We start from the raw sequence: 21,484 nt of genomic DNA, 5'->3' as shown, positions 1-21,484 counted from the left end.
ATTTAACGAGATATTATGATCGCACACCAATCTAAACTACCCAATGTAGGCACTACCATTTTTACCGTAATGAGTGCATTGGCCAACGAATATAAAGCCATAAACCTATCGCAAGGCTTCCCAAATTATCCTAGTCCGCAAAGATTAAACGATCTGGTTACCAATGCTATGAACAGTGGCTACAACCAATATGCTCCAATGGCTGGTAATCTAGATTTGCGCTTGGCCATTGCGAATAAATTCCAACAACTTTACAACACAAGTTATCATCCAGATACCGAAATCACGGTTACTGCTGGTGCAACTCAGGCTATTTACACTATCATTTCGGCATTTGTAAAGCCGAATGACGAAGTCTTAATTTTTAAACCTGCTTACGATTGTTACCAACCTGCTATTGAAGTTAATGGCGGAAAGACGATTCCTATTCAATTATCTGCACCAGATTATAGTGTGAATTGGGACGAAGTGGCTTCAAAAATTTCGTCTAAAACGAAGATGATTATCATCAACACACCTCATAATCCTAGTGGTACCATTTGGTCTGAAGACGATATGCTTCAGCTTGAAAAATTAACCAAAGACACCAACATCATCGTTTTGAGTGATGAAGTATATGAACATATTGTTTTTGATGACGAACAGCATCATAGCGCTTGCAAGTTTTCGGATTTAAAAGCACGAAGTTTTATTACAGCTTCCTTCGGAAAAACATTTCATAATACAGGTTGGAAAATTGGCTACTGCTGCGCACCTGAAGATTTAATGAACGAGTTTAGGAAAGTACACCAATTCAATGTGTTTTCTGTGAATCATCCTGCTCAAAAAGGCATTGCAGATTATATGGCTGATGCCGAAACCTATCTTGGTCTGAATAATTTTTTTCAACAAAAACGAGATTTATTCTTGAATTTAATTGCAGAATCTCGTTTTAAATTTACGCCTTCAAAAGGCACGTATTTTCAGGTGTTGGATTATTCTGAAATTACCGACGAACACGATGTGGACTTCGCAAAACGTTTGACGAGAGAATTCAAAATAGCTTCAATTCCGCTTTCAGTATTTAATGAAAACAACAAAGACAACAAGGTACTTCGCTTTTGTTTTGCTAAGACCGACGAAACTTTAATAAAAGCTTCAGAAATTTTATGCAGAATTTAAGTTACTTTTTGTTATGTTTTGTGTCTTAAGTACAGAATCATAAACAAATTCAACAATGAAAAATTACATTATACTTTTATTATTAGCGTTTTCTTTAACCGGTTTTGCTCAAGAAGTAAAGCAAGGTGAAAAAACATATGAAGTAAAAAAGGAAAAAATATTTTTGAATGGAGAAGACGTTACCGAAACTTTAAGTACCGAAGAAAAACAGATAATTTTTAAAGAAGCTGCAATTATTTCAGAAAAACTAAAAAAAGCTGAAAACGCAAAAAAAGCAGCAGAAAAACTAGAAAAAGAGAAGAAAAAAGCTGAAAAAGCGCAAAAAAAGGCTGAGAAAGCGCAGAAGAAAGCTGAGAAGGCATTAAAGAAAAAAGAAAAACTTCAGAAGAATTATAAAAAGGCGCAAGACAATCTTAAAAAAGCCCAAAAGAAATACGAAAAGTTAAAAAAGAAAGGTAAATTGTCTCCTGTAGATGAAGGTAAGTGGTTAGAAAAAATAGAAAAACTTACTAAAAAAGTAGACAAAGCCAAAGGAAAATTATAAATGACAAACGACACTCTAAACGTTGCATTAGTACAAACCACTTTAGCTTGGGAAAACCCAAAAGCTAACAGAACACATATAGAAGATAAGGTCAGCTCCATTACAGCTGACCTTATTGTTTTACCAGAAATGTTTAGCTCTGGTTTTACTATGAATACATCTGAGGTTGCAGAAACTATGGATGGTGAAACCATAACCTGGTTAAGAGCATTATCTAAAACTAAAAATGCAGCGATCGTTGGTAGTTTGGTCATTAAAGAAAATGAGAATTACTATAATCGGCTAGTATTTGTTGAGCCAAACGGAACGTTAACTACTTACGATAAACGACACACATTTACCTTAGCTGGCGAACATAAGGTATACACTGCTGGCACAGAAAAAATCATCATCGATTATAAAGGTTTTAAAATTTGCCCTTTAGTATGCTACGACTTACGTTTCCCTGTTTGGGCAAGAAATTCTGAAGATTATGATGTACTTATTTATGTGGCCAACTGGCCAAAAGTGCGCATTGCAGCTTGGGATGCGCTTTTAAAAGCACGCGCTATAGAAAACATGGCTTATTGTATTGGTGTAAATCGTGTTGGATTAGATGGCAATAATTACGAATATTCTGGGCACTCTGCAGCTTATGATGTTTTAGGAAACCGTATGGATTCGATACCAGAAAGCACAGAAACTATTGAAGTCGTAACTTTAGAAAAATCTCATATTACCAAATACAGGGAAAGACTTGGTTTCCTGAAAGACAGAGATACGTTTAGTCTAAAAGTGTAAACTCGTAAACAAAATCGAAACTAGCCCTAACCTCATCAAGCTGAGCAGAAGGCATATAACTCACACGCTCTGGCTGTATGCCTAATAAGTAATTTCCTGTATCGTATTCGCCATTTTTATTAGTGTCATAAATTACTCTAATATCGTACAGTTTGGGCACCACATTAGTAAAATCTACCACTGGTGATTCTGTAGTGTAACGCTCGTATTCCACTTCTCCCTGATTATTTACCATTTGAACAATTAGTGGAAACTTAGCGTTAATTAATTTAACCCTAACATTTCCATACTCAGATTTCATTTTAGAATTAATAGCATCCACTATAGTATCTTTATTCGTATTTCCGTAGAAATCGGTAAATGTTCCTGGCAATATTTTAATCGTATATTTTTGACCTTCCTCTTTTTTGAAAGGTACCTTAAATTGATTTAAAATAGAATCGTATTCTGTTTCAAAACTTACTGCAATAGAATCTTTATCTATTAAGCTTATTTTAGAAACATCTATTTTTTCTAAAGGTGTGGATGGCTCTAGAGTAAAATGTTTATCATAGTTTAGACTTCTTGACGAAACTATTTTGGTGCTTAATGTATCAGCATCAAGATTTCTAAAACGATGCTTAAATGTATCTACATATTTTTCATTAGAAACAACAAAGAACGTAGTATCAATTTCAAACTTTGGCTTGTACCAATAGTAAAGTGTATCTGTAACTTTATCTTTTGTAATTCTGGTTGAATACCCTTCTGGTGTGTCTCCCAAAACTTTTATACGCATGTTTTCATAACTTCCTTCGTATGGAAAGATAATTTTGGTTTCGCCTGCTTGTTTTGGCTTTACAGCTTTAAAATTCACCTCTTCCTTGAAAAGAGTTAGCTTAAAATTTTCATCTGTAGGCACTGTTATAACATCTTCATAAAACCCTATCTTATCATTTTTTTGATCAAAGGTGTAATTACTATTCTTATCCTTTAGAGCTATTAATTTATAGGTGCCAGCTTTTATATTATCAATACTAAAAGTGGTAAGACTATCTAAAGTATTGGTAATATATCTTGGTTTTTCTTTATAAACTATTGAGTCAGAATATGTAGAATCAACTTCATACAACATTACTGAAATAAAAGTTTCAGGTTTCTTGAGAAGTGCATCTTCAACATAGCCTTTTACCGAAAGTGAATCTATAGTTTCGCCTGTTGAAAACACATAGCGATAATATGAATAAGGATTTTCTTCATTATTATCTACAATACTTTCACCAAAATTAAAAGCATATGTGGTATTAGGCTGTAACGTATCTTTTATTTTTATTGAAATATACTTGCTTGCACCACCCATTGGATAAACTATTGGATCCACATCCATAGGTGGCGAAATTATAAGCTGCTTTCTTAAATCTTTAATTTTAACATACTCATCAAAGGTTATTCGTATTTCGCTGCCTTTAAAATTGGTCGAAAAATTCTTCGGACTTTCACTTATTATTACTGGTGGATCTACATCTTTCTCTCCTCCTGAAGGAGAACCACGATTTGCACAGCTAACAATTACTAATGCTATGGAAACAATGCCTAAAATTCGTGTGAGATATGACCGCATTTAATAAGAATTATTTTGCACAAAGAAACAATTTTTAAACTTTAGAAACGAAAAAATCAATCGGCAATTGCCATAGTAGCAAGACTTAACTTAATATTATCAATTTTTAACAATTCTGTTGCACAAGCTTCTGCAGTTGCACCTGTGGTGATTATATCATCTACAAGTAAGATGTTCTTTCCTCTCAACGATAAGTCTTCACTGATTGCAAAAACAGCTCCATCATCATTCCATCTAGAAAGTCTACCTTCAAACACTTTGGTTTTGGTGGGTTTTGTCTTTATGAGTACGGTATCATTATAGTCGGCATTTATAGCTTCAGCTATTGCTTTTCCGAATTGCTCAACTTGATTATAACCTCGTTGTCGCAACTTAGTTTTGTAAAGTGGGACAGGAATTACAACATCAATTTGATTATATTCCTTTAAAGTTTTTAATTCTGCACCGAGCCACCTCCCAAGAAAACCACTTATATTTTGATGTCCTCTATATTTTAAGTTATGAAGCAGTTGCTGCACAACTCCTCTTTTTGAAAAATGCAGAAGAGCTGTTGCTTGTTCTAGTTTTACACGTCCATAAACTACTTTCTTAACATTATCAGCATTATCAAAATGAAAATTTGTAACTGGTAAATCATGTCTACAAATAGTACAAATCACTAATTCGTTATCTGATAAAGAGTTATTGCAAGCTTCACAGACTAGAGGAAAGAACAAATTCAACAAATTTTTTACCATTTAATCGAATAAAATAAAAATGCAGTTCAATATACTCTAATTTCGTGTCAACTAAGAAACTAATAATGATAGTTAACCCACAATTATTTAACTACAGATTAATTATAAGTTCTTTATTGGTTGTTTTAACAGTTTTAGGAGTCTATAGTTTTTCAAACTACAAATCCATTAAATCCTACGAAGACTTTCTAAAACAAGAAAAAGTTTTGATAGAAAAAGAGCTATCAGAAATTTTAGTAAGTTATGACGAACTAAGCCAAGATTATGATCTTATGTCTTCGCAGCTCCAAGAAGCAAAACTAGAAACTAAAATTGCTTTAGATTCTTTAAGATTATTAAAAAGTGACTTATCAATAATCACAAAGTTTAAAGATCAGCTTTCAGTTTTAAAAACTAAAAGCAAGGTACTATTGTCTACTGTAGATTCTCTTAACTCTGCCAATCTTAGATTAGAGAGAGAGAAGCGCTACGCTATGAATACCATCAAAAATAATAACCTGACCATCAATGCTTTGGAGGAGGCCAATGATTCTCTTAACGAAACCATTGATAATGCTGCTGTTTTAAGAGCCAACAAAGTTAATGTTGAAGCCCTTAAAATTAATAACACAAAAAAGAAAGTTACTCTAAGAGCCAAACGTGTTAATGCTATGGATGTTTGTATAGCACTTACAGAAAATCCGTTAACAGAAAAAGGTGATAAAGAAATTTACATTCAAATTGTAAGTCCAGATAACAATGTTATTGCAGATAAAGGTGAAGTGTTTTTTAGTAATACCTCTCTAATCTACAGTAAAAAAGAAATTGTGAATTTTGATAACAAAAACCTAGATATTTGTACTACTGTAGCGACTTACAAAGAAGATAGACCTCTTAAAAAAGGTACTTATTTTATCAATGTTTTCCATGAAAACAGAAAACTAGGAAGCACTAGTATAGAATTAAAATAAATCAATCTCATTATTTTTAAAAAACCGCTCAATTAATTTGAGCGGTTTTTTATTTTTGTGCCATGGCAAATGACGATAAATTCAAAAAGGTAATCTCTCATGCAAAAGAGTATGGTTACGTATTTCAGAGCAGTGAAATCTATGACGGTTTAAGTGCTGTATACGATTATGCGCAAAACGGTGCAGAATTAAAGAAAAACATCAGAGACTATTGGTGGAAAGCCATGGTACAAATGCATGATAATATTGTAGGTATCGACGCAGCAATATTTATGCACCCAACTACTTGGAAAGCTTCTGGACACGTTGATGCGTTTAATGATCCTTTAATTGACAATAAAGATTCGAAAAAACGCTACAGAGCCGATGTTTTAGTTGAAGACTATTGTGCTAAGATTGAAGCTAAAATCAATAAAGAGATTAAAAAAGCTGAAAAACGTTTTGGTGATGCCTTTAACAAAGAAGAATTTGTATCTACAAACGGTAGAGTTCTTGGTTACCAGGAAAAAATTGATTCTATTCTTAAGCGCTTAGGTCAATCTTTAGAAAAAGAAGATTTAGCTGATGTTAAGGCTCTAATTGAAGAACTAGAAATTGCCGATCCGTTAACAGGAAGTCGTAACTGGACAGACGTTAAGCAGTTTAACCTTATGTTTGGTACTAAGCTAGGAGCTTCTGCAGATACTGCAATGGACTTATATCTTAGACCAGAAACAGCACAAGGTATTTTTGTAAATTTCTTAAACGTTCAGAAAACTGGACGACTAAAAATTCCTTTTGGAATTGCTCAAACAGGTAAAGCTTTTAGAAATGAAATTGTTGCAAGACAATTTATCTTTAGAATGCGTGAGTTTGAACAAATGGAAATGCAATTTTTCATTAAACCAGGAACGCAAAAAGAGTGGTTTGACTACTGGAAAGAAACCAGATTAAAATGGCATAAATCTTTAGGAATGGGAGATGATAATTATCGTTTCCACGACCACGAAAAATTAGCACACTACGCAGATGCTGCTACAGATATAGAATTTAATTTCCCATTTGGTTTTAAAGAATTGGAAGGTATTCACTCACGTACAGATTTCGATTTAAAACAACACGAAGAATACTCTGGTAAAAAGCTACAATACTTCGATCATGAAGATAATGAAAGCTACACACCTTATGTCTTAGAAACTTCAATAGGTCTAGACCGTATGTTCTTAGCTGTGTTTTCTAACAGTTTACAAGACGAAACTTTAGAGGATGGCAGCGAAAGAACAGTATTAAAGCTTCCTGCTGTTTTAGCACCAACTAAAGCAGCCGTTTTACCATTAGTAAGAAAAGATGAAGGATTGACCAAAATGGCAAAAGACATTGTTGACGATCTTAAGTGGGATTTCAATGTGGTTTATGACGAAAAAGATGCTGTAGGCAGACGCTACAGAAGGCAAGATGCTGCTGGTACACCATTTTGTATTACGGTAGATGGCGAAAGTTTAGAAGACAACACAGTAACCATACGTCACAGAGATACTATGGAACAAAAGCGTGTTAAGGTTGAAGAATTAAGAGATATCATCAAAAAAGAAGTTGATGTTAAGGAATGGTTGATGAAAATGTAATAATCATCAACATATTTTATATAAACAAAAACTCATAGGTCTTTTTAGATTTATGAGTTTTTTTGTTTTAGAAATAAGCCTTCAACTGAATAGTTCCTGTATGGATAGTTTTAGATGTCTCGGTTTTACGACCAAAGTAATTGAGGTTTAAATCTAAAAACTTAGTCAGCTTCTTTTGTGCCAATAAACTCCATGTGAAGTTTTTTCCTGGCTGTAAACCTTCTAACATTTGGTATGCTACAGGTGTATTAGGATTGCCTTCATATTCATTTTGAAACAAATTGAATTCACCAGTTAATGCAATTTTTGCAGCCTTATTGTAGGTAAAAGAAAATCCATAATTGTTCTGTGATAATGCCTCTAAACTTCCAATAGTATTTTCTTTTGAAGTGTATTGATAGAAGACATCAAACTGCGCATTCTCACTAAACAAATAGGATAATTTAGGTTGAAAACGCTCTTCTTCAATCAGGTAATTTCTGTTGGCAAAGTTTTCACTAAGACTTTCATCTGTTCCAAAACTTGCCTGCGCATTTGCCAACCAATTGGTGGCGAATTTGTGATTAAAATTAAACTGATGATTGGTGAGTTTATTTTCCTGAAAACCTATAGACAACAGACTTCTACTTGTATTGGTTAAAAACGTATAAGATGTGGTATAGCGCTGTTTTCCTCTGTTGTAAAAGAATACGTTTCTCACACTATTATTTAAAGCTAATTGGTTGTCCTCATCAGCTTCAAAAGGATTTAAATTAAAATTATTGCCTACTCTTCTAATCTTTCTATCAATAAGATAAGATGTTTGATTATAAAAATGTGAAAAAAACTTTTTGGTTTTATCTTCAGAACCGCTCCATTGCATCGGATTTATGGTCAACGTCTGGCTCAATCTATTTTGATGCGTTCGCACAAAAACCTGGTTTGGCAATAATACGCGTATGTAATTGCCTTGGTCAGTAAATTGGGCTATTTCAAACTCATTGAGTTCTTGTATGCCATTTTCATTATAGTCAATCCATGTGTAAGCTCCTTGTCCGGCTTCGACCTCTACATAAGTAAAATCTTGCTGTGGCAACGTCCCTGAATTGGTTTCAAAACTTGTGTTCCAAAGCACAAGATTATTAAACAGTTTTTGATTGTAGTTTAATCTACTATTTAAACTCTGTTCGTCTTCAGAGGTATCGTCTTCAGCCTTCAAACTTCTATAGTTCACAAAGAGCTGTAGATTGGTATTTTTATTTTGAATTAATCGCGACTTAAGATAATAGGTATTTGAAGCATTTACACGCTCTAGATTGTTATTCCGTAAACTATCATTAAAGCGTTTTATATAACCAACCTCAGCATAGACTTTAGTACTATCACCAATTCCAACAAAGGTTTCGTATGCTGAAAATCGCTGACTCAATGGTGTCAATGAATCGGTAGCTATAACGGTTTGCTCATTGTCCTCAGTGGCAAATTTTGCACCAACCCATTTATTGTTTTTGGCATATACCACACGATTATAAGATCTCAAAAACGTTGAACGATTAATAGTGCTTTCGCTATTAAGAAAACTTGAATTTGTAAAAATCCTAAAGTTACCCAATCGCAGATCTGCCATAAGATTATGACGACTTCCATTAAAATTATTAGCGTAATCTAAATACTCAAAATTATAAGAAGCCAATCCCTTATTAGCATGTGATAATTGCAATCCTGAAGTGAGCAAAAGTTGATTTCCTAAAATAAAATTTCCTTGGTCATCTCTGTTATCATCAAGATTCCAATCGCGATTAAATTCGGCTCTATACAAACGCTGAATGGTTCTAAAATTCTCTTGAATAAAATCGGCATCAACTAATGCAGACAAATTCCAAAGGCTATCGTGTTTAATTAACTTTTGATTCACTTTGAATTTCCCAGCAAAACCATCATTGTCATCATCATCTAAACTCGAAAATAAATTGATATCATTTTTACTTCCTGCCAATTCAAAAAACACATCTGTTTTTTCGGTAGGCTGGTAACGACCATTGAGCACTGCAATTTGCAAGCGTTCTGGCGCTACGAGTTGGGTAACAGGTTCGTAATTTCCTTGCGGAACACCACCAATTGGCGCAACGTATTCAAAAATATTGCTCACAGCATTATCGTTACTCAGTATATAGTTTCCCTGATTTGCACCAACCAAGGTAAACCGAACTCGGAATAACTGGTCTTCTGGATTTTGAGAAAAGACAAAAATTTCCTCACCACCGACAATCTCTTTTCGGTACAAAATTCTGTTTTCAGAGAAGGTTTCTTCTGTTGCTGATGGCGCCACCATCAAATCCGTATCATCACCAGCATTAGCTAAAATTTCCGTTTGTTCTGTTGATAGATTTTGCTGTAATGGCTGATTTTTGGCATCACTTTCAGAATACACAGAAACGTTTAACTGTAATTTTTCGGTTTCAAAAGTACTACCACCAAACACAGTAAATCGCGAATAATTTCGCTCGCTAAACTGGTAATCTACAGTAATACGCATTTCGGAAGTGATTGGATAGGTTGAGTTGAAAATGATTTCACCAGCATTATAATCGATGATGTAATCATTGTTTTCTCCACGCTCTAAAGGCACACCATTAACATAAACAGTTTCGCTACCAGAAACAATAAGCACAAACAACTCATTATTTGGTCCTCTTAATTTGTAAGGTCCTTGATTGCCTTCTTGAGCCGTAAATTGGGTTGTTGTAAACTGACCTCGTACGAGTGCACCAGAAGCAAAAACCGACGTCTTGTCACTCAAATTAGCATTTACCAACAAACCTTGCACACGTTTAGAGAAGTTAGCATAATAACTTTTGGTGTTTACCAAATCGATATCACCTGCTCTTATGTTCCAATTATCACTAAAAAGCTCTATAAAAACTTGATCAAACTCATCTAATCGCTGAGAATATCCACTTTCTTGCAACGGAATATTAGCATCTTGTATCGAGGCTCTAAGAGATACCTTGTCACTCAACTTACCTGAAATTTGCAAATCGAGTTCACTATTTAAAACAGAATTTTGATTATTCCCAATCGTTACACCTCTGGAAATACTACCCGAAGTGGTTAAACCATCAAAAGGAGTAAAAACATTTTGGCTTGAAGAATTTTCAAGCTTGTACAGAGTTTCAATCCCAGGAATAGATCGATCTACAATAATATCATCGTCGAGCTGTTTGTAAACCTTGGTTATAAAATCTGGATAGCGTAAATATTCAATATCAACAGAATCTATTTCAACCTGTTGATTAAATTTCAAAATAGACTTTGAAAAATCAACGTTATAAAGTGCAGCATCCAGAACCACTCCTTGCTTAGTTTTTATAATAAATTTTGAAGGATTTATACTTACAGAATCAATACGAACAGAATCTGCAACAGCAACGCGTATTTTCTTATAATTACCTGATTTTTCTTGGGCAAAACCCCAAAAACACATCAATATTGTAATAAGAAATAGCGCTTTTTTCATCTAAAATAATAACTGCCATACCTCTAAAATATTTTATCGTTAAAAGCAGTATAAATTTATAGTGTAAAAGTACTCTATTATTTATTTTAGCAGAATACCGAGAAATTTATCAAAAATCAGGAAATTAAATCAACATGAAAATAGCTTCTTACAATGTTAACGGCATAAGAGCTGCCATAAATAAAGGATTTTTAGATTGGTTAGAAGCCACAAATCCAGACGTAATTTGTTTACAGGAAATTAAAGCTATGGAAGAGCAGCTTGATTTAGACTTGTTTTCAGAAGCTGGCTATGAAAACAACTATTGGTTTAGCGCTCAAAAAAAAGGTTATAGTGGTGTTGCTATTCTTTGTAAGAAAGAACCAAACCATATAGAATTTGGTACTGGTATAGAATCTATGGATTTTGAAGGGAGGAACCTTAGAGTAGATTACGACAATGTGTCTGTTATGAGCATGTATTTACCTTCTGGGACTAACGATGCTAGGCTATCGCACAAGTTTGAATATATGGATTTAATTCATGATTATTTAAACGAGTTACAAAATGAAAAACCAAACCTTGTGGTGTGTGGTGATTATAACATTTGCCACGAGCCTATAGATATTCACAACCCAAAAATGAAAGGTGTATCTGGTTTTTTACCTGAAGAACGCGAATGGCTAGGTAATTTTATTGATAGTGGTTTTATTGACAGTTTTAGATACTTACACCCAGAAAAACAAGAATTCTCATGGTGGAGCTACAGAGCTAATGCCAGAGCTAATAACAAAGGATGGAGATTAGATTATGCAATGGTGAGCCAACCTTTACAAGAAAACATAAAACGAAGCGTTATACTCACTGAAGCAGTGCATAGTGATCATTGCCCAATTTTATTAGAATTAGATTTATAAACACTCTCAAATCAATAGCAACCATGATGAAAAAACTTTCATTAATAGCCATTTTACTTATTACGATGACCTCTTGTGTGTCTAAAAAAATATACACTGAGTTAGAGGACAAATATGCCAATCTAAAAAAGGATAACAGAGCCTTATCTGATGAAGTAGAAGCACTTTCTGCAGACAGAAACAAATTAACTAATGACCTAAACAGCCTGCAAGCTGCCTATGACGAGGCTGTAAAAGAAAGAGACCAGTTACGCTCAGACTATGCTGCTACAAAAACTAATCTCGACAATTTAAAAGCATCTTACGATGCATTAGAAAAAAACAGCTCAGCTGAAATTGCCAAAAACTCTCAAAAAAACAGAGAACTTTTGGCGCAATTAGAAGCCAAGGAACAAGCCCTTGCTGCCGAAAATGAGCGTTTAGAAAAATTAAAAAAAGAACTTGAAAGCAGATCGCAACGTGTTGCAGAATTAGAAAGCGTAATTGCTGCTAAAGATGCAAACATGCGTGCTTTAAAAGATGCTATTTCTAAAGCCCTAACTAACTTTGAAGGTAAAGGTCTTACTGTAGAACAACGTGATGGTAAAGTATACGTATCTATGGAAAACAAATTGCTTTTTGAGTCTGGTAGCTGGTATGTTGGTGCACAAGGAAAACAAGCCGTAAAACAACTAGGAAGCGTTTTGGCAGACAATCCAGACATTGCTATTTTAATAGAAGGTCATACAGATAATGTACCTTATAAAGGCAATGCGCAATTAAGTGGCAACTGGGATTTATCAACTAAGCGTGCTACAGCTATTGTAAATATATTAAGAGAGAATTCGTCCATAAACCCTGAAAACTTAACAGCAGCAGGTCGCGGAGAATATGCACCAGTAGCCTCTAATGACAGTGCAGAAGGCAGAGCAAAAAACCGCAGAATTGAAGTAATCTTAACACCAAAACTTGATGAGATTTCAAAATTGTTGAATGATATTTAATCATAATCATGTATTGATCACTGAGCGTTGGTCACTGAGCGAAATCGAAGTGAGTCGAAATGAGACAGCAATCATTTCATACTAAAACCTTAACATAGATTTAGACCTTTCGTGTTTTACAACATGAAAGGTCTTCTTATTTTTGTAATAGCATTGTCATTGCGAGCTAAGCGTGGCAATCTTTATAAAAATTTAAGTTTAATTAATAAGATTCCCACTTTCGTGGGAAGTAAGCATGAAATACACAACCTTACCAAATACAGATATAAAAGTTAGTAAAATATGTTTAGGCACCATGACTTGGGGCAATCAAAACACTCAAGACGAAGGTTTTGCCCAAATGGACTTGGCTTTAGACAAAGGTGTTAACTTTTTTGATGTCGCCGAATTATATCCTGTACCAGCAGAAGCAAAAACTTATGCAGAAACAGAACGCATTATTGGTAATTGGTTTACAAAAACTGGTAATAGAGATAAGGTTGTTTTAGCGACTAAAATTGCTGGTCCTGGCGATTATACTGCTCACATAAGAACTACTGGTTTTAGCAAACAAGCATTAAATGAAGCTGTAGACAATAGTCTAAAACGCTTACAAACAGATTATATTGATTTGTATCAATTACACTGGCCAGAACGTAATACAAACACATTTGGCGTGAGAGATTATGTTCATAATACTAATGATGGTTGGGAAGATAATTTTAATGAAATTTTACACAATCTTGATGAAATCATCAAATCTGGAAAAATAAGACAAGTTGGTTTATCTAACGAAAAAGCTTGGGGAACAATGCGCTACTTAGAAGAATCTAAATACAATAACCTACCAAGGATGATTACCATCCAAAATGCATATTCTCTTTTATGCAGAGCTTTTGAAGGTGATTTAGCAGAAATTGCTCATAGAGAAAACATTGGCTTATTAGCCTATTCACCTATGGCATTTGGTGTTTTATCTGGTAAATACATCAAAGGTACTGCTGCAGATAATGCAAGGTTAAAACTTTTTCCAAGGTTTGCTAGGTATAGTAGCGACCAGGCTACTGAAGCTACTAAGCGATACTTACAAATAGCTGAAGATAATAATATATCTTTAGCACAAATGTCTTTAGCATTTGTTAACCAAAGACCTTTTGTAACAAGTAATATCATTGGCGCTACAAGTATAACACAGCTTGAAGAAAACATTGACAGTATAAACATAACCTTATCAGATGATGTGCTAAAAGCTATTAATGATGTTCATGCTGTTATTCCTAATCCAGCGACATAAATTTCATATTAAGTTTTAGCATAAGTCCTCTAAAAATTAAGAGGACTTATAACTTTTATTTCTAAATATTTCAACTATTATATTAGTGTTAATTCCTTAGCTAATCCTTAGGTTTTTTCTACCTTTGCGGCTCGTTTCAAATAAAGGTATTATTTGATACCTAAAGACGCAGAAATTTATACATGTTTAAACTGTTGACTACTGGATTTTGGGAAGGTGTTGCGAGGATTATTCTTCGTAATAAAATCTTTATTCTTCTTGTCATAATATTAGCTACTGTGTTTCTAAGTATGCAATGGAAACACATGCGCTTTACTTACACAGAAGCCAATATGTTGCCCGATGACCATGAAGTCAACCTCATATACAACGATTTTTTAGAAGTATTTGGAGAAGAAGGTAATCTCATTGTCTTAGGTGTCAAAGATTCTAGTGTATTTACGGTTAAACAATTTAATGCATGGAACAAGCTTGCAGAGTCCTTTAAACCTTATGACGAAGTTGAAACTGTGCTTTCAATAAAAGATCTTCAAAAACTGGTAAAGAACAACGAAAAGAAACAATTTGATTTAATTCCCTTCGTAAAGGATTCTGTATCTAGTCTTGAAGAAATAAACAAACTACAAGAAGACCTTTTTAAGAAATATCCATTTTACGATAACTTTTTATTTAATGCAGAAAACAAAACACTTCGTACTGCAATTTATTTAAAAAAAGACATCGTTAATACGTCTGCAAGAAAAGACTTTATCATAAATATTCTTGAAAAAAGAATACAAGAATTTGAAGCAAAACATCCTAAGCTAGATGTCAAGGTCTCTGGTATGCCATACATCAGAACATTAAATTCTCAAAACATTGTTGACGAAATTCCGATTTTTATTGGTGCAGCTTTGTTTGTGACTTCTTTAATTTTCTTTTTATTCTTCAGGTCTTTTAGAGCGACGTTTATATCACTAATTGTTGTTTGTATTGGTGTGATGTGGACCTTTGGAATACTCGGTTTACTTGGTTATGAAATTACAGTGCTTACAGCTCTAATTCCTCCATTAATTATTGTTATCGGTATACCAAACTGTATTTTTTTAATTAATAAATATCAGCATGAGGTAAAATCGCATGGTAACAAAGTAAAGTCGCTACAACGTGTTATTACCAAAGTTGGTAATGCTACCTTAATGACTAATGTTACTACTGCTTCTGGTTTTGCAACGTTTATCTTAACCGAAAGCAAACTACTAAAAGAATTTGGTATCGTAGCATCGCTGAGTATTTTGGCAATTTTCATACTCTGTTTACTTATCATTCCGATAATGTACACGTTTTTGCCTTATCCAAAAGAGCGTCATTTAGAACACTTAAATAAGCGTTGGATTGGTGGTTTTGTAGATTGGATGGAACGTATGGTAAAACACAAACGTATTACCATCTACGTTACTGCATTTATACTTATCATGGCAAGTATGATTGGTATTAATCAAATGATAATCTCTGGTAGTTTGATTGAAGATATGCCGAAAAACAAACAGTTCTTTAAAGACATTCGTTTTTTTGAAGAAGAGTTTAACGGCATAATGCCTTTAGAAATAATGGTAGATACTAAGCGTAAAAAAGGCGTTATGAAATTGGCGACTTTAAAACGCATTAATGAGCTTGAAGAACTTATTGAAGAAACACCAGAACTTTCTAAGCCAATATCTGTTGTAAGTTTGGTAAAGTACAGCAAACAAGCTTACTTTAACGGCAACCCTAAATATTACCAATTACCTACCAGTCAAGAAAACAGTTTCATTCTGTCTTATGCTAAAAACTCATCATCTGATGTAGATTTGCTTAAGAATTTTGTAGACAGCACAGGGCAATATGCGCGTATTACTACCTTTATGAAAGATATTGGTACGGATAAAATGGAACGTATTCAGGAAAATCTTCAGAATAAAATAGATAAAGTTTTCCCTAAAGAACGTTACGAAGTTACTATGACAGGTAAAGCTTTAGTGTTTCAAAAAGGCACAAAATACCTTGTAAGAAACCTAGTTATTTCATTAACACTTGCTATCATACTTATATCGCTATTTATGGCATATTTGTTCCGTTCGTTTAGAATGATTATTGTATCACTTATCCCTAACTTGTTACCATTGTTAGTAACAGCTGGATTAATGGGTTATTTAGGTGTACCTATTAAGCCGTCAACAATATTAGTATTTAGTATCGCTTTTGGTATTTCGGTAGATGATACCATTCACTTTTTAGCAAAATACAGACAAGAATTACAAGCTAACCATTGGAAGATTAAAAAATCAGTTTATGCTGCATTAAGAGAAACTGGTGTAAGTATGTTTTACACATCAATTGTTCTGTTCTTTGGATTCTCTGTATTTACCATATCTAGTTTTGGTGGTACTGTAGCTTTAGGAGCTCTGGTTTCAATAACATTATTGTTTGCAATGCTATCTAATTTATTATTATTACCATCGTTACTATTATCATTAGAACGTAATATTGCAAACAAGACAGTTCTTAAAGAACCTTCAATAGATATTATACCTTCAGAAGACGATAACGAAGACGCTTTTAAAAACGATTAGAAGAATTATCTTTGCATTTTCAAAATAAATTAAAATGACAACAAAAACTGTATCAGAATTATTATCAGCAGATATCACTTTACAAGATGTTACTGTAAAAGGATGGGTAAGAACATTTAGAGCAAACCGCTTTATAGCCTTAAATGATGGTTCTACAATAAATAATATTCAGTGTGTTGTTGATTTTGAAAATTTTGATGAAGCACTACTAAAACGTATCACAACTGGTGCTGCTATTCACGTTAAGGGTGAGTTGGTAGAAAGTCAAGGTAAAGGTCAATCTGTAGAAATACAGGTAAAAGAACTTGAAGTGCTCGGAGATTCTGATCCTGAAAGCTATCCTATTCAACCAAGAAAACATGGATTTGAATTTTTGAGAACTCAAGCTCACTTACGTACAAGAACTAATACGTTTAGTGCTGTAATGCGTTTACGCTCTTCGTTATCTTTTGCTATTCATAAGTATTTTAACGAAAATGGGTTCTATTACATGCACACACCAATTATAACTGGTAGTGACGCAGAAGGTGCTGGTGAAATGTTTAGAGTAAGCACTCTAGACCCTAAAAATCCACCATTAACTGAAGATGGAGAGGTTGACTATAAAGAAGATTTCTTTGGCAAAGAAACCAACCTAACGGTTTCTGGACAATTAGAAGCTGAAACTTATGCGATGTCTTTAGGTAAGGTGTATACTTTTGGACCAACCTTTAGAGCCGAAAATTCTAACACGTCTCGTCACCTTGCAGAATTCTGGATGATAGAACCAGAAGTGGCTTTTATGGACTTGGCTGGTAATATGGATTTGGCAGAAGATTTCTTAAAATCTGTTTTAGGCTATGTGCTAGAAAACAACAAAGAAGACTTAGAGTTTTTAGACAAGCGCTTACAAGATGCCGAAAAATCGTTACCTCAGGTAGAGCGTAGCCCAATGAACTTGATAGATAAAATTAAGTTTGTTGTAGACAATAACTTTAAACGCGTAAGCTATACAGAAGCTATAGATATCCTTAGAAACTGTAAGTCAAACAAGAAGAAGAAATTCAAATATATTATTGAAGAATGGGGAGCAGACTTACAATCTGAGCACGAACGTTATTTGGTTGAAAAACACTTTAAATGTCCGGTAATCTTATTCGATTATCCTGCAAACATAAAAGCTTTCTATATGCGCTTAAATGAAGATGGAAAAACAGTAAGAGCAATGGATATACTTTTTCCAGGTATTGGTGAAATGGTAGGTGGCTCTCAGCGTGAAGAACGTTTAGATGTTCTTAAAGAAAAAATGAAGGCATTAGACATTCCAGAAGAAGAATTATGGTGGTATTTAGACCTTAGAAAATACGGTACAGCTGTACACTCTGGCTTTGGCCTTGGTTTTGAAAGACTCGTAATGTTTGCAACAGGAATGGGCAATATTAGAGACGTTATTCCTTATCCAAGAACACCGCAAAACGCAGAGTTCTAAAAATATTATTAAACCTGTAAGGTATAAGTTACCTCACAGGTTTTTTTCTTACTTTTATATTCAACAGAAATTTCAATGTCCCTAAAACAGTATTTACAATTTAAGTTATCCCAGAAGCTATCTCCACAGCAAATTCAACTCATGAAGTTGATACAGCTTCCTACACAAGCTTTTGAGCAACGTTTAAAGCAAGAACTTGAAGAAAATCCTGCTTTAGACACTGGAAAAGACGAGCCTTCTGACGATAATTTTGATGAATTTGATAACTCTGTTGACGACTTTAACGATAACGATTCTATTGAGGCTGATGATATTAATATCGATGAGTATCTTAGTGATGATGAAATACCAGATTACAGAACTCAGGCCAACAATTACAGTTCAGACGATGAAGAAAAGAGTGTGCCATATGCAGCAGGAACATCGTTTACACAACATTTAATCAACCAACTTAATACCTTTAGACTATCTGAACAGGAAGAAGAAATTGCTTATTTCTTAGTCGGTAGTGTGGATGAAAGCGGTTACATAAGACGTTCTTTATCAGACATTACAGATGATTTAGCATTTACTCAAAATGTATTTACATCAGAAGAAGAAGTTGAAAAAGTACTTAAAGTTGTTCACCAGCTAGATCCTGCAGGTGTTGGTGCTCGTAATTTGCAAGAATGTTTAAGTATTCAATTAAGCAGAAAAGAGCAAAATCCAGATGTAGAATTAGCCAGTAAAATTATAGATAAAGCCTTTGAACAGTTTACTAAAAAGCATTATAAAAAATTAATGCAAAAATTTAGTATTGATGAAGAACAGCTCAAAGATGCAATTGAAGAAATAGAACGCCTTAACCCAAAACCAGGTGGCTCTTATGCTGGTAACAACAAAATTGTAGAACATATTGTCCCGGATTTTGCTATTAAAATTGTTGATGGTGAATTAGAATTAACCCTTAACGGTAGAAATGCACCAGAGCTTCATGTATCCAGAGAATACAGCAACATGCTTAAAGGCTACAAAGACACTAAAGATAAATCTAAAGCTCAAAAAGATGCTGTGCTCTTTATAAAGCAAAAGTTAGATGCTGCAAAGTGGTTTATAGAAGCTGTAAGACAGCGTCAGCAGACACTTTTTGTTACCATGAGTGCCATTATGCACTATCAAAAAGAATACTTTCTTACTGGCGATGAGCGTAAGCTTAGGCCAATGATTTTGAAAGATATTGCTGATGAAATTGAAATGGATGTTTCAACAATTTCAAGAGTTGCAAACAGCAAATATGTAGACACACCTTACGGAACAAAGCTAATAAAGGAATTCTTCTCGGAGTCTATGACTAATGACCAAGGTGAAGAAGTCTCTACCAGAGAAATAAAAAAGATTTTAGAAACGGTAATTGAAGAAGAAAACAAAAAGAAACCTTTAACTGACGAAGCGCTTTCTAAAATCTTAAAAGAAAAAGGTTACCCAATTGCTAGACGTACAGTTGCGAAATACAGAGAGCAATTAGATATTCCGGTTGCTAGATTAAGAAAAGAACTATAATTGTTTGGATGAAAAATTTTCTTCTTAAAAGCATATCTTTTGTTTTTCATCCTTTGATTATGCCTTTGCTTGGTGTTATGTTTTATTTTCACAAAACACCTCGATACATTCCAAAACCTATACAGAATGCTAAAATTTTCTCTATAGTTATTCTTACAATAATACTTCCTATCTTATTGTTTTTTCTACTTAAAACTATAAATAAAGTAGATTCTATTTATTTAAAAAGCACGAAGGAACGCCTCATACCTCTACTTATTAATTGTGTCATTATTACCTTAATTTTAATACGAGTTTTAACACCAAATGAGATTGTAGAACTTTACTATTTCTTTTTAGGAATATTATGCTCTACACTTGCTTGTTTTATAATGGCAGTTTTTAAGATTAAAGCAAGCATACACATGATTGCAGCTTCTGGTTTCTTTATGTTTGCTGTAGCTATTGGTCTTCATTACAAGATAAATATTAACGGAACTATAGCATTAATGATGATTATTCTTGGTGCTATTGCAACATCTCGTTTGCATCTTAAGGCACATACCAACCAAGAACTTTTTATTGGTCTAATAACCGGTTTATTTCCTCAGATATTGTTTATGAAATACTGGTTATAAAATATAGAACATTAGACCAATTTTAAAAGCACTCATATCTAATATTTCACCATCTAATTTTGCGGAATCTTCGAAGATAGGATTTAGTCCATAATATGCATGTATATTCCAAGTATCGTAACCAACACTCAAAGTTAACCCATACTGTAAACGATTAAAGTTGTCAATATTAGACAGCTTTACACTACCTTGATCACTTTTAAATTTAGTTGAATTGTAAAAAAGGTATCCTACTTTAAAGCCTGGATAAATTCTTAAAAATTTGTAATCGGTTGGGCTAGACTTTCTCCACCTAAGCTCAAACGGGACTTCCAACAAATATGTCGTAAACTTGTTCTTTGAAACATTAATTTCACTTTCATCAATTACATTAAATGAAACTTGATTATTAACTTCAGTAATGGCAATATTTTGATTATACGAATTGGTAGATAACCCTAAACCCAAACCTAAAGCAAAGGTTCGTTTGTCGTTAATAGGCATATCTCTAATAAAACCGAAGTGAAATCCTGTTGAAAACCCACTTTGACTTACGTCACTAGGTTTTTTATTAAGTAGATTATAAGTCACAGAAATATAAAACTGATCTTCGCGATAGTTTTTATACAATTCAGACTTTTCCCTATCATCATTATTTTGCGAAAACCCTAAAAAGCTTGTAATGAATAAGACAACTAAAATAGTATTCTTCATAAAGATAAAACTACAAAATCTTTATACGATATAAAACAAAAACGTCCTGATTACTCAGGACGTTTTATTTATAAAAACTAAGACTATTTTTATTCAGCTTTAGCGTTAGCAATATACATTACTTTTAATGTATTTGCCTGTCTAAGCTCTTGCTTAATATCAGAAACTAAACCAGCATGTGTGTCTTTATCAACTTTAAGACCAACCACAAATTTTGGCTGTAACTCTTCAGTTAATTCTTGCTGTGCAGCAATAACACTTGCTTGTACTTCCTCTACTTTAATGATTTTATCATTAAATTGTATTACTGGCTCTGTACCCAATTGTTTAAATTGAGCACTAGGTTTACCAGCATAGATAAAAGCAGTTCTATCTTTCTTAAGCTTCTCTACCTGATCTGCGCTTGGTAATCTATTCTCTATCATTAGAGAACTATCGCGCATTACAGTTGCTACCATGAAAAAGAAAAGTAACATAAATACAATATCTGGTAAAGATGCCGTTGAAATAGCTGGCAAATCTCCTTGTTTTCCTTTTTTAAACTTTGACATA

Annotated in this window: 17 protein-coding genes; 12 read left to right on the top strand and 5 right to left on the bottom strand. The window is 33.6% G+C overall.

Annotated features, from left to right (window positions below):
• Nucleotides 1-18 precede the first annotated feature (18 nt).
• From ACXAFS_RS03255 to ACXAFS_RS03245, 3 genes are read left to right on the top strand one after another with little or no spacing between them, the layout of a single operon-like run.
• The gene (locus ACXAFS_RS03255) at nucleotides 19-1,161 is read left to right on the top strand and encodes a methionine aminotransferase (RefSeq protein WP_475305909.1); all 1,143 of its coding nucleotides are present in this window, start codon (nucleotides 19-21) and stop codon (nucleotides 1,159-1,161) included.
• Nucleotides 1,162-1,216: 55 nt separating this feature from the next.
• Entirely contained in the window at nucleotides 1,217-1,705 is a 489-nt protein-coding gene (locus tag ACXAFS_RS03250) for a hypothetical protein (RefSeq protein WP_475305277.1), read from the top strand.
• Nucleotides 1,706-2,485, top strand: a complete 780-nt coding sequence (locus tag ACXAFS_RS03245; RefSeq protein WP_475305275.1) for an amidohydrolase — start codon at nucleotides 1,706-1,708, stop codon at nucleotides 2,483-2,485. It abuts the gene before it with no gap.
• Here ACXAFS_RS03245 and ACXAFS_RS03240 read toward each other — a convergent pair.
• Nucleotides 2,469-4,085: an Ig-like domain-containing domain gene (locus tag ACXAFS_RS03240; protein WP_475305274.1), complete on the bottom strand. Its 1,617-nt coding sequence runs from the start codon at nucleotides 4,083-4,085 to the stop codon at nucleotides 2,469-2,471. The genes ACXAFS_RS03245 and ACXAFS_RS03240 overlap by 17 nt on opposite strands.
• A gap of 56 nt (nucleotides 4,086-4,141) precedes the next feature.
• Nucleotides 4,142-4,822: a ComF family protein gene (locus tag ACXAFS_RS03235; RefSeq protein ID WP_475305272.1), complete on the bottom strand. Its 681-nt coding sequence runs from the start codon at nucleotides 4,820-4,822 to the stop codon at nucleotides 4,142-4,144.
• Nucleotides 4,823-4,887: 65 nt separating this feature from the next.
• Between ACXAFS_RS03235 and ACXAFS_RS03230 the strand changes: the two genes are divergently transcribed.
• Entirely contained in the window at nucleotides 4,888-5,772 is an 885-nt protein-coding gene (locus ACXAFS_RS03230; RefSeq protein ID WP_475305271.1) for a hypothetical protein, read from the top strand.
• A gap of 62 nt (nucleotides 5,773-5,834) precedes the next feature.
• Nucleotides 5,835-7,376: a glycine--tRNA ligase gene (locus tag ACXAFS_RS03225; RefSeq protein ID WP_475305269.1), complete on the top strand. Its 1,542-nt coding sequence runs from the start codon at nucleotides 5,835-5,837 to the stop codon at nucleotides 7,374-7,376.
• A gap of 67 nt (nucleotides 7,377-7,443) precedes the next feature.
• Here the strand turns inward: ACXAFS_RS03225 and ACXAFS_RS03220 are convergent, their stop codons facing one another.
• On the bottom strand, nucleotides 7,444-10,872 hold the full coding sequence (locus tag ACXAFS_RS03220) for a hypothetical protein (protein ID WP_475305268.1): 3,429 nt from the start codon (nucleotides 10,870-10,872) through the stop codon (nucleotides 7,444-7,446).
• A gap of 134 nt (nucleotides 10,873-11,006) precedes the next feature.
• Between ACXAFS_RS03220 and ACXAFS_RS03215 the strand changes: the two genes are divergently transcribed.
• From ACXAFS_RS03215 to ACXAFS_RS03185, 7 genes are all read left to right on the top strand, one after another.
• On the top strand, nucleotides 11,007-11,768 hold the full coding sequence (locus ACXAFS_RS03215; protein WP_475305267.1) for an exodeoxyribonuclease III: 762 nt from the start codon (nucleotides 11,007-11,009) through the stop codon (nucleotides 11,766-11,768).
• A 23-nt stretch (nucleotides 11,769-11,791) separates the two neighbouring features.
• On the top strand, nucleotides 11,792-12,751 hold the full coding sequence (locus ACXAFS_RS03210; protein ID WP_475305265.1) for an OmpA family protein: 960 nt from the start codon (nucleotides 11,792-11,794) through the stop codon (nucleotides 12,749-12,751).
• A 235-nt stretch (nucleotides 12,752-12,986) separates the two neighbouring features.
• Nucleotides 12,987-14,024, top strand: a complete 1,038-nt coding sequence (locus tag ACXAFS_RS03205; protein WP_475305264.1) for an aldo/keto reductase — start codon at nucleotides 12,987-12,989, stop codon at nucleotides 14,022-14,024.
• A 182-nt stretch (nucleotides 14,025-14,206) separates the two neighbouring features.
• Nucleotides 14,207-16,615, top strand: a complete 2,409-nt coding sequence (locus ACXAFS_RS03200; RefSeq protein ID WP_475305263.1) for an efflux RND transporter permease subunit — start codon at nucleotides 14,207-14,209, stop codon at nucleotides 16,613-16,615.
• Nucleotides 16,616-16,649: 34 nt separating this feature from the next.
• The gene (gene asnS / locus ACXAFS_RS03195; protein ID WP_475305261.1) at nucleotides 16,650-18,083 is read left to right on the top strand and encodes an asparagine--tRNA ligase; all 1,434 of its coding nucleotides are present in this window, start codon (nucleotides 16,650-16,652) and stop codon (nucleotides 18,081-18,083) included.
• 75 nt (nucleotides 18,084-18,158) lie between these two features.
• Entirely contained in the window at nucleotides 18,159-19,622 is a 1,464-nt protein-coding gene (gene rpoN / locus ACXAFS_RS03190; RefSeq protein ID WP_475305260.1) for an RNA polymerase factor sigma-54, read from the top strand.
• An 8-nt stretch (nucleotides 19,623-19,630) separates the two neighbouring features.
• The gene (locus ACXAFS_RS03185) at nucleotides 19,631-20,239 is read left to right on the top strand and encodes a hypothetical protein (protein WP_475305259.1); all 609 of its coding nucleotides are present in this window, start codon (nucleotides 19,631-19,633) and stop codon (nucleotides 20,237-20,239) included.
• Here ACXAFS_RS03185 and ACXAFS_RS03180 read toward each other — a convergent pair.
• Both ACXAFS_RS03180 and ACXAFS_RS03175 read right to left on the bottom strand, forming a co-directional pair.
• Nucleotides 20,234-20,932, bottom strand: coding sequence for a porin family protein (locus tag ACXAFS_RS03180; protein ID WP_475305258.1), 699 nt, complete (start codon nucleotides 20,930-20,932; stop codon nucleotides 20,234-20,236). The genes ACXAFS_RS03185 and ACXAFS_RS03180 overlap by 6 nt on opposite strands.
• Nucleotides 20,933-21,021: 89 nt before the next feature.
• Entirely contained in the window at nucleotides 21,022-21,483 is a 462-nt protein-coding gene (locus ACXAFS_RS03175; protein WP_475305256.1) for an ExbD/TolR family protein, read from the bottom strand.
• Nucleotide 21,484 lies beyond the last annotated feature (1 nt).

This window comes from Winogradskyella sp. ABM4_392, from assembly GCF_056160445.1.
The sequence above is the reverse complement of the archived record's forward strand: the minus strand, read 5'-3'. Positions and strand labels throughout refer to the sequence as shown.